We start from the raw sequence: 15,722 nt of genomic DNA on the forward strand, positions 1-15,722 counted from the left end.
ATGAGGTGTTGTGTTCACTAGCAAGGGAGCCGGGTGCCCCAGGTACGACCGCGCGGGGAGCGGGCTGTGACCTCGCAGCTGGTGGAAGAGGCGACCGCCGTCCGAGTGCCGGTCCGTCGTGGGCACCGGCGGCGCGGGGCGCGGTTCGTCGTGCGGGTGCTCGGCGCGTTGCGCTACGCCGCACCGGCGCTGCTCGGGTACCTGGTGGTGCGCGCGATCGGCGTCGCGGTGCTGTTGCACTGGCACAGCCAGTCGATCATGAACCCCGCGTACAAGCAGTTCGCGGACGGGCACCACGCGACCGCGCTGGTCCAGCTGGCCACGCTCTGGGACGCCCAGTGGTACCTGGACATCGCGCACCACGGCTACGCCGGGACGCCCGCGCACGCGGGTCCGTTCGGCCCGTACCAGCCGTACGCCTTCTTCCCGGTGTACCCGGCGCTGATCCGGGTCGTCTGGACCGTCCTGCCGCTGCCGCTGCACTACGCGGCCCTGCTGACCGCCTGGGTGGCGGCGCTGGCCGCCGCCTGGGGCATCTTCAAGGTCGCCGACAAGCTCTACGGCCGCCGGGCCGGAGTGATCGCCGCGGTGCTGTGGGGCGTCACGCCGTACGCCGTGGTCGAGAGCATGGCCTACTCCGAGCTGCCGTTCTGCGCGCTGGCCGCCTGGACCATGTACGCCGCCGTGAGCAGGCGCTGGATCCTGGCCGGGGTGCTCAGCACGCTGGCCGGCCTGACCCGGCCGACCGGTGTCGCGGTGGCCGCGGCGATCGGCATCGGCGCGGCCTGGGTGCTGGTCTCCCAGTGGTGGCGGGGCCGTCGCGGCACGCTGCCGGCCGAGGATCGGATCGCCTGGTGGCGACTGGTCCTGGGCGGCGCGATCGCGCCGGTCGGCTTCGTCGGGTACATCGCCTGGGTCGGCGTAGTCAAGGGCCGGATGGACGCCTACTTCCGGATACAGGACGCCTGGCAGTCGCACTTCGACTACGGACGCTCCACCTGGGACTCCTTCCACCACATGCTGACCGTGCCCGGCGGCATCTGGCTGACCGACCTGGTGGTGGCCGTGGTGCTGGTGGCCTCGGCGCTGCTGCTGGTCCTGTCCGTGCTCCAGCGCCAGCCGCTGCCGCTGCTGGTGTTCAGCGCGATCACCCTGCTGCTGGCCGTCGGCGACGCCGCGTACTTCAACTCCCGGGCCCGCTTCCTGGTGCCGGCATTCGCCCTGCTGTTCCCGCTGGCGGCGAACCTGGCACGGGTGCGCACCCGTGCGGTGGTGCCGACGGTGCTGGCCTCGGCGGCGGTGTGCTCCGCGCTGTACGGCGGCTACGTGGTCTTCGTCTACACCAACTCACCCTGAGCACCAACTCACCATGGGTCACGAGAGAGAATCTGGCAGGTCTGCAGGCATGAGTGTCGGCACGATGAGTACTGCCTCCGAACTCCCCGAGCAATCGGCGGGGGACGGGGAGGCAGGCGGCGGGGGCGTCGGACGGAACATCTTCGACCTGGCGCGGCGCGGATACTGGCTCTGGCCCGCCCTGCTGACCCTGGGCTTCGGCGTCTACGGCAGTGCCCGGGTCGGCCTGTGGCGCGACGAGCTGGCCACCTGGAGCGCGATCAACCGCAGCCCCGGCCAGCTGTACTACCTGCTGCACCACGTGGACGCCGTCTCCGGTGCCTACTACCTGTTCCTGCAGGAGTGGGTCCGGCTGTTCGGCCACTCCCTGACCGTGCTGCGGCTGCCCTCGGCGCTGGCCATGGCCGGGGCCGCCGCCTTCGTCGCGCTGACCGGCGGGAAGCTGTTCAACAAGCGGACCGGTCTGACCGCGGGCCTGCTCTTCGCGGTGATCCCCTCGGTCTCCCGGTACGCGCAGGAGGCCCGCTCCTACGCCATCGTGGTGCTCGCGGTGGCTGCGGCGACCTGGCTGCTGCTGCGGGCGCTGGAGCGCTCGGGAACGCTGCGCTGGTTGCTGTACTCGCTGGCCGTCGCGACCGTGGGCGTCTTCCACATGGTGGCGCTGGCCATACTCGCGCCGCACGCGCTGATCGTGGTGGCGCGCTGGTGGCGCGAGCGTGACCGTCGACTGCTGCTGGGGTTCCCGGCGGCGGCGCTGGTGGCACTGCTGGCGGTGCTGCCGATCGCCTACGAGGGGCACAAGCAGGCCGGGCGCCAGCTCGGCTGGACCAGTGCTCCGGACCTGAAGTACGTGGCCGACCCGTTCTGGCGCGGGCTGTACGGCTCGACCTGGGTGAGCCTGTGCGTGCTGGCACTGGCGGTGCTGCCGCTGGCCTGGCCGCGCGGGCGCCGACCGGCGGTCACCATCGCGGCCGTCGCGATCCTGCCGATCGCGCTGATCTGGGTGGTCTCGCAGAGCTCGAGCCACTACTTCCTCGACCGCTACCTGCTCTTCACGCTGTCCGCCTGGGCGGTGCTGGCCGGTGCCGGGCTGTGCGCGCTGCGGCCGCGGGCGCTGGTGGCGGTCGGGTTGGTGGCGGTCGCGCTGGTCGGGCTGGACGACCAGAGGCACCTGCGGCAGGTGGGTTCGCGCGAGCAGTTCAACGCCAAGGCGGCCGCCGCCGTGATCGCGAAGGACTACCAGCCGGGTGACGGCCTGATCGCCGTTCGCGGTGACAAGGCGTACCTGCAGATCGAGACCGCGGTCGACTACGACCTGCCGGCCGACCGGACGCCGAGGACCGTCCTGGTCTCGAAGACAGCGGCGGCGTACGGGGACCTGCTGCCGCTGCCCTGCGCGGACCCGACGGCGTGTGTCGGCGACACCCCGCGACTGTGGGTGGTGACCATCGGGAACTGGCTGGACCCGTTCACCGGGCTGTCCTCGGGCGAGCTGGCCGCACTGCAGAACTACAAGCAGGTCTCGTCGACCAATGTGCCCGGGCTGATGGTGACGCTCGTCGAGCGGAAGTGACGGTACGGAGCATCCGCTGCAGCCGGGCTCCTCGACGGTGACCCCGTCGAGGAGCGCCCGGTAGCGGACTGCGTATCCTGCAGGGGACGCCGGCATCGTGGGGGACCGGCGGGGTGGGGAAAACTGGCCGGGGGGCTGTGATGAGCGTCAGTTCGATCTGTGTTGTGCCGGAAACCATACGGGTGGACGACCGCCCGGCCGAGGTCGGACGCCGGCTGCGGGACGTGGCGAGACGCGGGTACTGGCTGCCGCCGGCCGTGCTGACGCTCGCCGTCTGCATGTACCACATCACCCGCACCGGCCTGTGGCGGGACGAGCTGGCCACCTGGAGCGCGGTCGACCGCAGCCCGGGGCAACTGTTCCAGCTGCTGCACCACATCGATGCGGTGTCGGGGGCCTACTACTTCCTGCTCAAGGGCTGGGTCGGCCTGTTCGGGCACTCGCTGCTGACGCTGCGGATGCCGTCCGCGCTGGCGATGGCCGGCTCCGCGGCCCTGGTCGCGCTGATCGGCCGTCAGGTCTTCGACCGGCGGGTCGGATTGACCGCCGGCCTGCTCTTCGCGGTGATCCCGTCGGTCAGCCGGTACGGCCAGGAGGCGCGCTCGTACGCCTTCGTGGTGCTCGCGGTGGCCGCCGCGAGCTGGGCGCTGCTGCGCGCCCTCGAACAGCCGCGGGCCGGGCTGCGCGGACTCGGCTGGTGGGGGCTCTACGCCTGCTGCGTCGGCTGCGCCGGACTCTTCCACCTGGTCTCGCTCACCATCCTGGCCAGTCACGCCGGGATCGTCGCCCACCGCTGGTGGCGGGTGCGCGCCCGGGGGCAGGTGGTGGGCTTCGTGCTGGCGGTCCCGGTCGGCCTGCTGCCGCTGCTGCCACTGGCCTGGATCGGCATGCACCAGCAGGGGCGCCAGCTCGGCTGGCTGGCGGCACCGACCATCCAGTACGTCGGCGACGCGTTCTGGCCCGGCCTGTTCGGCTCCTCCTGGACCAGCGTCACCGTGATGGCTCTGGCGGCACTGCCACTGGCCTGGCCGCGCGGTCGGCGCCGCACCCTGGACCTCTACCTGCTGGCCATGCTGCCGGTCGGGCTGGTCTGGCTGGTGTCGCAGAGCGGCTCGCACTACTTCCTCGACCGCTACCTGCTCTTCACCCTGCCGTTCTGGGTGCTGCTCGCCGCGAGCGCGCTGGCCGGGCTGCGCCCGCGCGCGGTCGGGCTGGTCGGCCTGGCCGCCGTGGTGCTGCTGGCCGCGCCGCAGCAGCTGCAGCTGCGGCAGCCGTACGCGCGCGAGCATTTCGACGCGGCCAAGGCGGCGGCCGTGCTTGCCGCGGGCTACCGGCCGGGCGACGGCATGGCCCTGCCCAGGGGCTCCTTCCACTGGTTCTTCCAGGTCGACACCGCGCTCGGCCTCTACCTGCCGTCCCAGGTCGCGCCGACCGACGTCTTCCGGGCCAAGTCCCCGGCCCAGCAGCAGGGCCTCTACTCGGCGGGGTGCCCCGACGACCAGACGCTCTCCTGCCTGGCGGCCGCGGCGGCGCCCCGGATCTGGGTGGTGACCGTCGCCGAACCCAGTGACCCGTTCGCCGGCCTGTCCGAGGCCGAGAAGGCGGCGCTGACCTCGCAGTACCGGGTGCGGTCGGTGACCGAGGTGCCGGGCATGGTGCTCACGCTGATGGAGCGGTAGGGGGGCGGGTTCCCCGTGGCCGCCGGATCTGTCGGTGGCGGGCCATAGACTCGGAGGGCCATGAGTAGCCTCTTTGACGACCTCCCGCTGCCCGGCTTCGAGCCCTTCGAGGCGAAGCCCGCCGCCGACGCGATGCCCGTCGACCTTGCCGAGGAGCCTCCGCCGGAGGAGTACCACGGCCATGACGAGGGCGGTTACGAGGAAGAGATCCCCGCGGATCTCTTCCACACCGACTACGCCGCCCAGGCCGCCCGCGACGCGTACTACCGCAACGGCGCGCACCGCACCGTGGTCGACCCCGCGCAGCTGCTGGAGGGGATGAACGACCCGCAGCGCGAGGCCGTGCTGCACGCCGGGTCGCCGCTGCTGATCGTGGCCGGCGCCGGGTCCGGCAAGACCCGGGTGCTGACCCACCGGATCGCCTACCTGCTGGGCGCGCGCGGGGTGCAGCCGGGGGAGATCCTGGCGATCACCTTCACCAACAAGGCGGCCGGCGAGATGCGCGAGCGCGTCGAGCAGCTGGTCGGCCCGCGCGCGCGGGCGATGTGGGTGTCGACCTTCCACAGCGCCTGCGTGCGGATCCTGCGCCGGGAGAGCAAGCGGCTCGGCTTCACCTCCAGCTTCTCGATCTACGACTCGGCGGACTCGCAGCGGCTGATGTCGCTGGTCTGCCGGGACCTCGACCTGGACCCGAAGCAGTTCCCGCCGAAGTCCTTCACCGCCAAGGTCTCCAACCTCAAGAACGAGCTGATCGACGAGGAGAGCTACGCGGCCCAGGCGTCCAACCCGATGGAGCGCAAGCTGGCCGAGGCCTACGCGCTCTACCAGGCCCGGCTGCGCGAGGCCAACGCGCTGGACTTCGACGACATCATCATGACCACCGTCAACCTGCTGCAGGCCTTCCCGGACGCGGCCGAGCACTACCGGCGGCGGTTCCGGCACATCCTGGTGGACGAGTACCAGGACACCAACCACGCCCAGTACATGCTGGTCCGCGAGCTGACCGGCGGGGCGGCCGGCTCGGCGCCCAAGCGCACGGTGGACGGGGAGTTCGTCAATCCGGCCCAGGCCGGCCTGGCCGAACTGCCGCCGGCCGAACTCTGCGTGGTGGGTGACGCCGACCAGTCGATCTACGCCTTCCGCGGCGCGACCATCCGCAACATCCTGCAGTTCGAGGAGGACTACCCGGACGCCGTCACGATCCTGCTGGAGCAGAACTACCGCTCCACCCAGACCATCCTGTCGGCGGCCAACGCGGTGATCGAGCGCAACGCCAACCGCCGGGAGAAGAAGCTCTGGACGGCCGGCGAGCACGGCGAGAAGGTGATCGGCTACGTCGCGGACGACGAGCACGGCGAGGCGCAGTTCATCGCCGAGGAGATCGACCGGCTGACCGACGCGGGCGACGCCCGGCCCGGGGACGTGGCGATCTTCTACCGGACCAACGCGCAGTCCCGGGTGTTCGAGGAGGTGTTCATCCGGGTCGGCCTGCCGTACAAGGTGGTCGGCGGGGTGCGCTTCTACGAGCGCAAGGAGGTCCGGGACGTCCTGGCCTACCTGCGGGTGCTCTCCAACCCCGAGGACACCGTGCCGCTGCGCCGGATCCTCAACGTCCCCAAGCGCGGCATCGGCGACCGCGCCGAGGCGATGATCGAGGCGCTCGCCTCCCGTGAGCGGATCTCCTTCGCGCAGGCGCTGCTGCGGGTTGACGAGGCGTACGGGATGGCCGCGCGCTCGGCCAATGCGGTGAAGAAGTTCAACGCGCTGCTGGCCGGGCTGCGCGAGGTGGTCGAGTCGGGCGCCGGTCCGGCGGCGATCCTGGAGGCGGTGCTCGAGGAGACCGGGTACCTGGCCGAGCTGCAGTCCTCCACCGATCCGCAGGACGAGACCCGGGTGGAGAACCTGCAGGAACTCGCCTCGGTGGCCCTGGAGTACGAGCAGGACCCGGGCGAGCGGCCGGACGCGGGCGAGGACGGCGCGCCGCCGGTCGGCTCGCTGGCCGACTTCCTGGAGCGGGTCGCGCTGGTCGCCGACTCCGACCAGATCCCGGACGACGAGGACGGCCAGGGCGTCATCACGATGATGACCCTGCACACTGCCAAGGGCCTGGAGTTCCCGGTGGTCTTCCTGACCGGGATGGAGGACGGGATCTTCCCGCACATGCGGGCGCTCAGCCAGGTCAAGGAGCTGGAGGAGGAGCGCCGGCTCGCCTACGTCGGCCTGACCCGGGCCCGGCAGCGGCTCTACCTGACCCGCTCGGTGCTGCGCAGCGCCTGGGGCCAGCCCGCCTACAACCCGGCCTCGCGCTTCCTGGACGAGATCCCGGTCGACCTGGTCGAGTGGAAGCGCACCGGCGCGACCGCGGTGCCGGCCTCGCGCGGGCTGTCGATGAGCGGTTCGCGGGGCGGCGGTGGCGGCGGTGGGCTGAGCTCGCAGGGGCCGAAGGCCGGCTGGGGCAAGTCCGCGCGGAAGGTGACGGAACGTGAGGTGGTGAGCCTGGCGGTGGGTGACCGGGTCAGTCACGACACCTTCGGACTGGGCACGGTGGCCGGCGTCGAGGGGGTGGGGGAGAAGGCGAAGGCGACCATCGACTTCGGCTCCTCGGGCCGCAAGGTGCTGCTGCTGCGCTACGCGCCGGTGGAGAAGCTGTGATTTTCCCCTCCCTTTAGCCCGAGACGAGTGGCGTCGCAGGCAGGAGCGCTAACCTCCCCTCAGGTCGGTTATTGCTGGTTAACGTGGAGGCAGTGATGGGTGTGTCAGGCCCGATCCGGGTGGTGGTTGCCAAGCCGGGGCTCGACGGCCATGACCGTGGCGCCAAGGTGATCGCGCGGGCCCTGCGCGACGCCGGTATGGAGGTGATCTACACCGGCCTGCACCAGACGCCCGAGCAGGTGGTGGACACCGCGATCCAGGAGGACGCGGACGGCATCGGCCTGTCCATCCTCTCCGGCGCCCACATGACCCTCTGCGCCCGGGTGATCGAGCTCCTCAAGGAGCGCGACGCGGCGGACATCAAGGTCTTCTGCGGCGGCATCATCCCCGATGCCGACATCGCCGAGCTGAAGGCGCTCGGCGTCGCCGACATCTTCACCCCGGGCACCCCGACCCGCGACGTGGTCGCCTGGGTCGAGGCCAACCTGCGCGCGGCCGGCTGAGCCGGCGCGGACCATCCCCGGGGCCGGACCGGCCCTGGGGCCGGCATGGGCCGACCTGGGTGGCAGCCGCCGGCGCTCACTCGAGTTCGGCCAGCATGGCGGCGCGGAAGCGCAGCGTGCCGGCGAGCCGGGCGAAGGTCTCGGACCAGGCGGTGTCGGGTGCGGCGTCGGTGGCCAGGGCCTCGACGGCCGGCGCGGTGGCGGGAGCCAGCGAACGCTCCGTCAGGCCCAGCACGCCGCTGTGGCTCCATGGATAGGAGCCGGATGCGGCGGCCCGCTCCAGGGCCGCCACCACCGCCGTGCTGAGCGGCGGCGTCCACGGAGTGGCGCAGGCGCCGAGCAACTGGAAGGCGTCGCCCAGCCCGTGGCTGCGCAGGAAGGCGGCCGTCCAGGCGGCCCGCTCCGGTGGCGGCAGCACCGCGAGCAGCTTGGCCGGCGCCCCGGGCGACACCCGCGCCCCGCGTGGCGCGGGCCCGAGCAGGACCCGCGCCCAGTCGGCGTCGTGCTGGCGCACCGCCGCCCTGGCCCAGGCCTCGCGCAGTTCCTCACGCCATTGGTCGCTGCTCCCGACGGCGTCAGCGGCGTCGGTGGTGGCATCGGTGGCATCGGTGGCGTCCTCGGTCTCGTCCGCCACGGGCAGCGCGAGCAGCTGAGTCGGCGTCAGACCGAAGGCCGAGGTCCAGGTCGACAGCGGTGTCGCGGCCAGCAATTCGCCCAGCCACCAGGCCCGTTGGCCCCGTCCGGTCGGCGAGCTGGGCGCGATCCCGTCCCGCTGCATCGCGGTGTCGCAGGCGGTGGGCGGGGCGACCAGCAGCCGTCGGCCGTCGTCGGCGAGCCGGACGGCGGCCAATGCCCGATCAGCCATCCGCCGACCCAGCGCCGAGCCCGGCAGGCTGGAGAGCAGCTCGGCGGCGGTGGCCCGGACGTTCTTGCTGCGGTCGTCCAGCGCGGTTTCCAGGAACGGCTCGTCGGCCGCACCCAGACCCTCCTGCAGGGCGTCCAGGAAGAGCAGCCGGTCCTCGGCCCGCTCGGTCGACCAGGTGCCGGCGAGCAGGGTCAGCGCGGCCGCCGGATCCGTCCGTCGCAGCCGGGTCAGATGGGTCACCCGTTCGGCGAACAGGCCCTCCTGCCAGATGCGTTCACCCTCCGCCGGGCTGTCGCCGCCGACCGTGCGCAGGACGTAGCGCCACTGCGGGTTGTGCTCGGCCAGCCAGCGCCCGAGCGGCCCGGCCAGCGCCACCACGTCCCCGCGCAGCTCACTGCGGGCCCGGGCGGTGTCGAGCAGGGCCGGGACCAGCGCGGCCGGTGGGCGGTAGCCGCGGGCCCGGGCCTCGGCCAGCCACTGCGGCAGCAGCTCGGCCAGGTTGGCCTGCCCGCCGCCGGTGGCCCGCCCGGCCAGCAGCACGCCGAGCCGACTCGCGGCCGCCTCGGGCAGCACGGGGCGGAGGTCGACGGCCGCAGGCCGGGCGGCCTGCGGGGCCCGGGCCGGCAGCAGCCCCGCCCGACGGCGGACGGTGGCGAGCGCGGCCAGCTCCAGCAGGCCGGTGGCCGGATCCTGGCCGGCCACCGCGGCGGCCGCCGCGGTGAAGGCGGGCGAGCCGCTCAGGGCGGGGAGCGGGCGCCGGTCGGTGCCGAGCAGCGCGGTGCTCTGCAGCTGCGCCCAGGGGTCCTCACTGCTCACATGCTCACCGCTCACATGCTCACCGCTCACATGCGCACTGCTCAGGTGCTCGCTGCTCATCCGCTCACTCCTGTCGCCTTGCCGGATTCGTCCCAGACCGTGACGGGCGTGAAGCCCCGGTGCCCGCACTCGCCGAAGACGGTGACCGGACGGCCGCCGGAGACCGCCGCCAGGCGCCAGCGCGCGTCCTCGCCGGTGTCCCGGATGGGCAGCGCGTGCTGACCATCCGTCAGGTACCAGTCGGGCCGGCCCGGCACCGGTACCACCCCCGCCAGCACCACCGGCCAGGACTCCACCCACGGGTCGTCGGCCACCGCCTCCCCGTAGGCGGCGAGCCCCGCGGTGGGCGAGAGTCCGGACGGGAGCGTGCGGGCCGTGCCGGGGGTGCCGTACCGGGCGCCGATGACGGCACGCAGCGGTCGGGCGGACGGATGGAAGGCCAGTTCGGCCTCCAGGAGCTGCCCGGTCGGCAGCGGGAGGTCGGGGGCCTGGCCCGGGCGGCCGAAGGCGAGCAGCAGGGCGCTGCGGCCGGTCTTGGTGCCGTGCAGCCAGACCCGACGGGTGGTCAGGTTCGCGTCCGCGTTGTCCCGCCTGCCGAGCACCAGCCACTGGTCCCGCACCGTCGGACCGGCGAGCAGTTCGGCGGTGTCGGTGGTGAAGCCGACCCGGGCCCGGACCGTCGCGGCCAGCGGCTCGGGCAGCTCGCCGACCCGCTGGTAGGCGGCCGCCAGCAGGTGCAGCAGGGCGTACTCCGCAAGCAGCGACTCCTGCCCGGCCGACCCCAACTCGCGGGCCCGGGCGGCGAGTCCGGGTGCCTGGGCGTCGACCATCCGGGCCGCGACCTGGTCCCAGCCGGCCGAGGCGGCAGCCGGGTCGGCCAGCCCCTGCCGGATCCGGTCGGCCAGCCGCAGGCAGAGCTCCTGGGCCCCCGCCGCCACCCGGGCCGACCGCCGCTCGGCCCGCCGCGCGGCCGCCACCGGATCGGCCGCGGCCGGCGCCGACACCTTCTGCGCGCGTTTCTGACGCCCGGCCAGCCAGGCGGCCGCCCACTCGGGCGGCACCGTCCCGCCCGGCACCGCCTCCGGGCTCCCGCTCCACAACAGCAGCAGCCCCAGCGCGTGCTTGCACGGGAACTTCCGGCTGGGGCAGCTGCACTGGTACGCCGGCCCGCCCAGCTCCACCACCGTCCGGTACGGCGTGCTCCCGCTCCCCCTGCACTCCCCCCAGAGCGCGCCCTGTCCCCACCCCGCCCCGGACCAGGGCGCGGGCCCGGACAGCTTCCCGGCAGCCTTCAGCGAGGCAGCGTCAGGTGCGAGCGACAGGACGTGTTCGGTGCTCCAACGTTCCTCCATGCCTCGAACGCTAGGGCGGGGGACTGACAGGCCATCAGGGCGGCGGTGGCCGGCCGCTGATTGTCAGTGGCGGGGTGCAGAGTGGTTCTTGCAGGTCGGACGGGAGGTTCGTCCCGGGCCTGCCATCTGCGCCGATGCTCCCTGGACACCCCACCGCCCGGGCACTCGTGTGTGCTGGGGCGGGCGATTCGAAGGAGCCCGTTGTGACTGATTCCGATGTGACCGATTCCGAGAAGACCGCCGAGGTGCTGCGCGCCCATGCCGAGGACGCGTTCGCCGGTGAGCTGGCGGCGTTGGCCGCGCAGGACGAGCGGCCGCGGCCGGAGCGCTGGCGGCTGTCGCCGTGGGCGGTGGCCACCTATCTGCTGGGAGGTGAGCTGCCGGACGGGACGGTGATCACGCCCAAGTACGTCGGGCCGCGCCGGTTGGTCGAGGTGGCGGTGACCACCTTGGCCACCGATCGGGCGCTGCTGCTGCTCGGGGTGCCGGGCACCGCCAAGACCTGGGTGTCCGAGCATCTGGCGGCCGCGATCAGCGGCGACTCCACGCTGCTGGTGCAGGGCACCGCGGGCACCCCCGAGGAGGCCGTGCGGTACGGCTGGAACTACGCCCAGCTGCTCGCCAACGGCCCGAGCCGGGACGCCCTGGTGCCCTCGCCGGTGCTGCGGGCGATGGCCGACGGGAAGATCGCCCGGGTCGAGGAGCTGACCCGGATCCCGGCCGACGTACAGGACAGCCTGATCACCATTCTGTCGGAAAAGACGTTGCCGATACCGGAGTTGGGCGGGGAGACTCAGGCTGTCCGCGGGTTCAACCTGATCGCCACCGCCAACGATCGCGACCGCGGAGTCAACGAACTCTCCAGTGCGCTGCGCCGCCGGTTCAACACGGTGGTGCTGCCCCTGCCGGCGACCCTCGACGAGGAGGTCGAGATCGTCGCCCGGCGGGTCGGCCAGCTCGGCCGCGCCCTGGACCTGCCCGAACTGCCGGGCGGCGCGCAGGAGATCCGACGGGTCGTCACGGTCTTCCGCGAGCTGCGCGACGGCGTCACGACCGACGGCCGGACGAAGGTCAAGACGCCCACCGGCACGCTCTCCACCGCCGAGGCGATCTCGGTGGTCACCAACGGTCTCGCGCTCGCCGCGCACTTCGGCGACGGCGTGCTGCGCGCGGGGGACGTGGCGACCGGCGTGCTCGGGGCGGTGGTCCGCGATCCGGTCGCCGACCAGGTGGTCTGGCGCGAGTACGTGGAGGGAGTGCTGCGCGAGCGGGACGGCTGGAAGGACTTCTACCGGGCGGCCCGCGAACTGTCCAACTGACGTACACATCATCAGAATTGGGGGAAGGGACACGAAAATGACCGCTGAGGTGACCCTGCTGGGGGTCCGGCACCACGGGCCGGGATCGGCCCGGGCGGTGGCGGCCGCGCTGGCCGCGCTGCGGCCGGACGCGGTGCTGATCGAGGGGCCGCCGGAGGCCGACCCGATCGTCGCCCTGGCAGCGGAGAAGGAGATGGTGCCACCGGTCGCGCTGCTGGCGCACGCGGTGGACGACCCGGCCCGCGCGGCGTTCTGGCCCTTCGCCGCGTTCTCACCCGAGTGGGTGGCGATCCAGCACGCGCTGGCGGCCGAGGTGCCGGTCCGCTTCATCGACCTGCCGGCCGCCGCCACCTTCGCCCTGATGACTGATGGATCGTCAGATCAGGCCCTGGAACGCCTGGTTGACCCGATCGCCGCGCTCGCCGCAGCGGCCGGGCAGTCGGACCCGGAGGCCTGGTGGGAGGACGTGGTCGAGCACCGGACTCCCGGCGAGGACCCGCTCGCGCCGTTCACCGCCGTGGCCGAGGCGATGGCGGTGCTGCGCGGCGAGGACCCGGTCGGCACCCCGGGCTCGCCCGGCGTGCGGCGTGACGATCTGCGCGAGGCGCACATGCGCCAGCAGATCCGCGCCGCCCGCCGGGCGGGGCACCGGCGGATCGCCGTGGTCTGCGGCGCCTGGCACGTACCGGCGCTCGCCGCGCTCCCTGCGGCGGGCGCCGACCGCGCGTTGCTGGCCACCCTGCCCAAGAAGCCGAAGACCGAGATCACCTGGGTGCCCTGGACCCACCGCCGACTCTCCCAGCACACCGGCTACGGCGCCGGGATCGAGTCCCCGGGCTGGTACCAGCACCTGTACGAGACCTCCGGCGCCACCGCCGGCCACGGCCTGGCCCGCTGGCTCACCCGCGCCGCCGAACTGCTGCGCGCCGAGGACCACCCGGTCTCCTCCGCCCATGTCATCGAGGCGGTCCGGCTCGCCGAGACACTGGCCGCCGTTCGCCGCCGCCCGTTCGCCGGACTGGCCGAGACCCTGGACGCCGTGCGCTCGGTGATGTGCGACGGCTCGGACCTCGCCCTCGCCCTGGTCCGCGACCGCCTGGTGGTCGGCGAGGCGCTCGGCGAGGTGCCCGCGAGCACCCCTACCGTCCCCCTGCAGCGCGACCTGACCCGGCTGCAGCGCAGCCTGCGGCTCAAGCCGGACGTCGAGGAACGCGAGCTCACCCTGGACCTGCGCAAGGAGCTGGACGCCAACCGCTCCCTGCTGCTGCACCGGCTGCGCCTGCTCGGCATCGGCTGGGGCACCGAGTCCCGCTCGGCCGTCAACTCCACCGGCACCTTCCGGGAGAGCTGGCGGCTGCGCTGGGACCCCGAGTTCGCCGTCCGCGTGGTCGAGGCCGCGCAGTGGGGGACCACCGTGGCGCAGGCCGCCGCCGGCAAGGTCGCGGCGCTGGCCGAGCGGGCCACCGAGCTCGCCGATCTCACCGGGCTGGCCGAGCACTGCCTGGTCGCCCAGTTGCCCGAGGCACTGCCCGCCGTGCTGCGGGCGCTCGCCGACCGGGCCGCACTGGACACCGACACCGCCCACCTGGCCGAGGCGCTGCCCGCCCTGGTCCGGGCGCTGCGCTACGGCGACGTGCGCGGCACCGACAGCGGTGCGCTGGACGGTGTGGCGCGCGGCCTGGCGGAGCGGATCTGCGTCGGCCTGGCGCCCGCCTGCACCGGCCTGGACGCCGAGGGGGCGAGCGCGATGCGCGCCCGGCTGGACGCCGTGCACACCGCCATCGGCCTGCTCGGAGGCGGCACCGAGGACTCGTCCGACACGCTGGCCGACCGCTGGGCCGCCGCGCTCGGCTCGGTCAGCCGGCGCGAGCCCACCGGCGGCGCGGCCACCGGGGTGCCCGGACTGCTGCGCGGGCGAGCCGTGCGACTGCTGCTGGACGACGGCCGGCTGGCCACCGCCGAGGCCGGGGACCGGCTGGGCCTGGTGCTCTCCCGGGCCAGCGCGCCCGCCGACGCGGCCGGCTGGATCGAGGGCTTCCTCTCCGGCGGCGGCGCCCTGCTGCTGCACGACCCCCGGCTGCTCGCCCTGCTGGACGGCTGGCTGACCGCCGTCCCCGCGGACGCCTTCACCGACCTGCTGCCGCTGCTGCGCCGCACCTTCGCGACCCTGGAGGCGGGCGTGCGGCACAGCGTCGGCGCCCGGATCGCGGCCGGCCGGCTGGACGCCGCCCCGCGCCCCGCCGCTGGCGAGCAGCTGGACCAGGCCCGCGCGGACGCCGCGCTGCCCACCGTGCTGCGGCTGCTCGGCCTGCCACCCGGCACCACCGAACCGCCGCCGCCCGTCCGCCCCCGGATCCCCCGCCAGCTGGACCGAAGGAGCGCCGCGTGACCAGCACCCTCGACTCGGACCGGCTGCGCCGCTGGCGCCTGGTGCTCGGCGGCGAGGCCGACGGCACCGGCTGCACCCTGACCGGCCGCGACGCCGGGATGGACCAAGCCCTCGCCGCCCTCTACCGCGGTGCGCGCGAGCAGCAGCCCGCCGGCCGTTCCCGCTCGGCCGGACTCGGCGGCAGCGCCCCGCAGGTGGCCCGCTGGCTGGGCGACATCCGCACGTACTTCCCCACCTCCGTGGTCCAGCTGATGCAGCAGGACGCGATCACCCGGCTCGGCCTGGAGCGGCTGCTGCTCGAACCCGAGATGCTGGCCGCCGTCGAGCCGGACGTGCACCTGGTCGCCACCCTGCTCTCGCTCAAGCACGCGCTGCCCGAGACCACCCGGGAGAGCGCCCGGCTGGTGGTGGCCAAGGTGGTGGCCGATCTGGAGCGCCGGCTGGCCGACCGCACCCGGGCGGTGCTCGGTGGAGCGCTGGACCGCAGCGCCAAGGTCAACCGCCCGCGCCACCGCGACATCGACTGGGACCGCACCATCCGGGCCAACCTGAAGAACTACCTGCCCGAGCGGGGCACGGTGGTCCCGGAGCGCCTGGTCGGCCACGCCAGGGCCCAGCGCGCGGTGAAGAAGGAGGTGATCCTCTGCATCGACCAGTCCGGTTCGATGGCCGCCTCGGTGGTCCACTCGGCGGTCTTCGGTGCGGTGCTGGCCTCGATGCACTCGCTGGCCACCCGGTTGGTGGTCTTCGACACCTCGGTGGTCGACCTGACCGAGCAACTCACCGATCCGGTCGACGTGCTGTTCGCCACTCAGCTCGGCGGTGGCACCGACATCAACCGGGCGCTCGCCTACTGCCAGTCGAAGATCACCCGTCCGGCTGACACCGTGGTCGTCCTGATCAGTGATCTCTACGAGGGCGGGATCCGGGACGAGATGCTCAAGCGGGTGGCCGCGATGAAGGCCGCCGGGGTCCAGTTCATCGCCCTGCTCGCGCTCTCCGACGAGGGCGCCCCGGCCTACGACCACGCGCACGCCGCCGCGCTGGCCGCCCTTGGTGCCCCGGCCTTCGCGTGCACGCCGGACGCCTTCCCGGAGATCATGGCGGCGGCCGTCGAGCGGCGTCCGCTGCCGGTTCCGCAGGCCCGCTGACCCGGCGCGGGCGCCCGGCGCGCGACCCGCCGACACGCACCCGCTGTGACGGTTCTCACCCAATCCG

10 protein-coding genes are annotated in these 15,722 nt (G+C 73.5%); 8 read left to right on the forward strand and 2 right to left on the reverse strand.

Annotation, left to right across the window (positions count from 1 at the left end):
* Positions 1 to 66 precede the first annotated feature (66 nt).
* The 5 genes from BR98_RS26705 to BR98_RS26725 all read left to right on the forward strand — a co-directional run bounded on the left by BR98_RS26705 (position 67) and on the right by BR98_RS26725 (position 7,763).
* Entirely contained in the window at positions 67 to 1,356 is a 1,290-nt protein-coding gene (locus BR98_RS26705; RefSeq protein ID WP_051970237.1) for a glycosyltransferase family 39 protein, read from the forward strand.
* 64 nt (positions 1,357 to 1,420) lie between these two features.
* Positions 1,421 to 2,929, forward strand: a complete 1,509-nt coding sequence (locus BR98_RS26710; RefSeq protein WP_035848279.1) for a glycosyltransferase family 39 protein — start codon at positions 1,421 to 1,423, stop codon at positions 2,927 to 2,929.
* Between the two features lie 164 nt (positions 2,930 to 3,093).
* The gene (locus BR98_RS26715; RefSeq protein ID WP_198042287.1) at positions 3,094 to 4,608 is read left to right on the forward strand and encodes a glycosyltransferase family 39 protein; all 1,515 of its coding nucleotides are present in this window, start codon (positions 3,094 to 3,096) and stop codon (positions 4,606 to 4,608) included.
* A gap of 60 nt (positions 4,609 to 4,668) precedes the next feature.
* Positions 4,669 to 7,260, forward strand: coding sequence for a DNA helicase PcrA (pcrA, locus tag BR98_RS26720; RefSeq protein WP_035848281.1), 2,592 nt, complete (start codon positions 4,669 to 4,671; stop codon positions 7,258 to 7,260).
* A gap of 95 nt (positions 7,261 to 7,355) precedes the next feature.
* Positions 7,356 to 7,763: a cobalamin B12-binding domain-containing protein gene (locus BR98_RS26725; RefSeq protein WP_035848284.1), complete on the forward strand. Its 408-nt coding sequence runs from the start codon at positions 7,356 to 7,358 to the stop codon at positions 7,761 to 7,763.
* 76 nt (positions 7,764 to 7,839) lie between these two features.
* Here the strand turns inward: BR98_RS26725 and BR98_RS26730 are convergent, their stop codons facing one another.
* Both BR98_RS26730 and BR98_RS26735 read right to left on the reverse strand, forming a co-directional pair.
* Complete coding sequence (locus BR98_RS26730) at positions 7,840 to 9,504, reverse strand: DUF5691 domain-containing protein (protein WP_232247610.1); 1,665 nt, start codon at positions 9,502 to 9,504, stop codon at positions 7,840 to 7,842.
* Positions 9,501 to 10,796: an SWIM zinc finger family protein gene (locus BR98_RS26735; RefSeq protein ID WP_035848287.1), complete on the reverse strand. Its 1,296-nt coding sequence runs from the start codon at positions 10,794 to 10,796 to the stop codon at positions 9,501 to 9,503. The genes BR98_RS26730 and BR98_RS26735 overlap by 4 nt, the downstream gene beginning before the upstream one ends.
* Before the next feature lie 134 nt (positions 10,797 to 10,930).
* Between BR98_RS26735 and BR98_RS26740 the strand changes: the two genes are divergently transcribed.
* Genes BR98_RS26740 through BR98_RS26750 form a run of 3 tightly spaced genes read left to right on the forward strand, consistent with a single transcriptional unit; the run spans position 10,931 to position 15,655 of the window.
* A complete protein-coding gene (locus BR98_RS26740) occupies positions 10,931 to 12,115 on the forward strand; it encodes an ATP-binding protein (protein ID WP_198042288.1) in 1,185 nt (394 codons plus the stop codon).
* A 37-nt stretch (positions 12,116 to 12,152) separates the two neighbouring features.
* Positions 12,153 to 14,504, forward strand: a complete 2,352-nt coding sequence (locus BR98_RS26745; protein WP_063774846.1) for a DUF5682 family protein — start codon at positions 12,153 to 12,155, stop codon at positions 14,502 to 14,504.
* Positions 14,501 to 15,655, forward strand: a complete 1,155-nt coding sequence (locus BR98_RS26750) for a VWA domain-containing protein (protein WP_035848293.1) — start codon at positions 14,501 to 14,503, stop codon at positions 15,653 to 15,655. Before BR98_RS26745 ends, BR98_RS26750 begins: the two co-directional genes overlap by 4 nt.
* The last annotated feature ends 67 nt before the right edge of the window (positions 15,656 to 15,722 follow it).

The sequence above is a fragment of the Kitasatospora azatica KCTC 9699 genome (assembly GCF_000744785.1).
Lineage (GTDB): Bacteria > Actinomycetota > Actinomycetes > Streptomycetales > Streptomycetaceae > Kitasatospora > Kitasatospora azatica.